We start from the raw sequence: 2,094 nt of genomic DNA, 5'->3' as shown, positions 1-2,094 counted from the left end.
AAATTCATGCGGCGGTTGACGCGGGTGCCACGCTCTCCACTCATCTCGGCAACGGCGCGCATCTGCAACTGCCACGCCATCCCAATTACATCTGGCAGCAGCTGGCCGAAGATGCGCTGACGGCTACCTTGATTGCCGATGGCGATCATCTGCCGGCAGACGTGCTGAAAGTGTTTCTGCGTGCCAAAGGCGAGCAGGCGCTGCTGGTCAGTGACGTCACCTCGTTCGCCGGACAGCCGCCGGGCATCTATGACACGGCGATTGGTGGCCGCGTGCAGCTCAGCGCCAGCGGACGCCTGAGCATCGCCGATGCACCGCAACTGCTGGCGGGATCGGCGCGGGGTTTACTTGATGGAGTGAATTTCCTGTTGCGTCAGCAATTGGCGACGCTGGCGCAGGCGATTGATATGGCCTCAGTGCGTCCGGCGCGCCAGCTCAATCTGCCGCAGCAGCAAGGTCTAGCCTGCGGCGCTCCCGCCGATGTGCTGCTGCTGGCTGCTCAGACGGATGGCAGCGTGGCGTTACGCGGCTGTGTGAAGCAAGGCGCTGCGGTGTGGAGTGAAAACGCAGATTATCTTTAGCCATTAAACAATGACTTACCTCTCGCTGCGCTTTGTTGTTGCGGACAAATCACCACGCTTTGCCAGGCTTACTCTTTGTAGGGATTTGCTGTTTACATCAAAAACCAGAAGAAAGGAGGCCTAACGTGAGCTATCAAACTGTCGTGGAACTCAAGTCGCTGGCGCAGCGCAAACCCACCAAATTTACTGTCGGCGACACCGATGTGGTGTTGATTCGGGATGATGAGCGTGTGCAGGCGTTTCAGGCCAAATGTCCGCACGCCGGTGCACCGTTAGAGCAGGGCGCGGTGTGTGGCGACAAGCTGATCTGTCCGTGGCACAAAGCGGTGTTTCAGCTGCAGGATGGGCAGATGTGCGAGCCGCTGGCGCTGGCAAATCTGAAGCGTTATCCGGTGCGCATCGAACAAGGCAAAGTGCTGGTCAGCCCGCAGTCAATGTCACCCGCCCGTGCGCCTTCCGCACAAGGCGAATCACCGATTTGCGTGATTCTCGGCTCGGGCGCAGCGGGCAGCGCGGCAATTTGGACGCTGCGCGATGAAGGTTTTAGCGGGCACATCGTGCTGATTGAGCGGGAATCGGCAGCGCCATACGATCGCACCGCGCTGAGCAAATTCGTGCCGTCAGGCAAAATGGCGATTGAGGATGTACCGAAGCTGCTGAAGCAGGATGTGCTGGGTACGGTGGAACGGATTCAGGGCGATGTGGAGCAGCTTAAAGCGCTTGAGCAAACGCTGATCCTCAAAGGCGGCCAGCAGGTGAAGTTTGACCAACTGCTGATTGCCAGCGGCAGCGTGCCGCAACCGCTCGATATACCGGGTAAAGATCTCGACGGCGTGCATCTGCTGCGCTCGCTCAATCAGGCCGATGAACTGCTAAAGGAAGTCGATAAAACCGAGCAGCAGGTGATTATAGGCAACAGTTTTATTGGCATGGAGATGGCGGGATCGCTGCGTAATCGCGATGTTGATGTCACGGTGATTGCGCGTCATCCGCTGCCATTTGCTAAACAGTTTGGCGAAGAGATTGGCCGACATTTTTACGATCTGCATCGCAGCAACGGCGTGAAGTTTGTCGAAGGCGATCCGGTGGCTCTGGAAGGCGAGGGCAAAGTGAATGCCGTGCGCCTGAAGAGTGGCAAAAAAGTCGATGCCAGTTTGGTGCTGTTTGGTACAGGCGTGGTGCCGGCGACATCATTCATCCACGATCTGCCGCTGGAAGAGGATGGCAGTTTACTCACCGATAGCCAACTGCGCGTGGCCGATAACATCTGGGTGGCCGGTGATATCGCCAGTTATCCGTCGGTGCAGGGTCCACAACGTATTGAGCACTATCGCGTGGCGCATCAGCAAGGACGCATCGCGGCGCTGAATATGTTAGGAAAACAGATTCTGTATGACCGCGTGCCGTTCTTCTGGACCGCACACTACGGGACGCGTTATGAGTATTTAGGGCATGCGGAAGAGTGGGATGATTACCGGCTGCTGGGATCGCTGCAGAATAAGCAGTTTATCGC

The 2,094-nt window shown here is 57.5% G+C and carries 1 protein-coding gene and 1 pseudogene; both read left to right on the top strand.

The window, feature by feature from the left end:
• Positions 1-581, top strand: a pseudogene (locus tag RTY00_RS24075) (N-acetylglucosamine-6-phosphate deacetylase); the annotation flags it as partial.
• A 125-nt stretch (positions 582-706) separates the two neighbouring features.
• On the top strand, positions 707-2,094 hold a 1,388-nt coding region (locus RTY00_RS24070), incomplete at its 3' end, for an FAD-dependent oxidoreductase (protein WP_312666648.1).

It is taken from the genome of Pantoea sp. CTOTU49201 (genome assembly GCF_032054795.1).
GTDB classification, from domain to species: Bacteria; Pseudomonadota; Gammaproteobacteria; order Enterobacterales; family Enterobacteriaceae; genus Pantoea; species Pantoea symbiotica.
The sequence above is the reverse complement of the archived record's forward strand: the minus strand, read 5'-3'. Positions and strand labels throughout refer to the sequence as shown.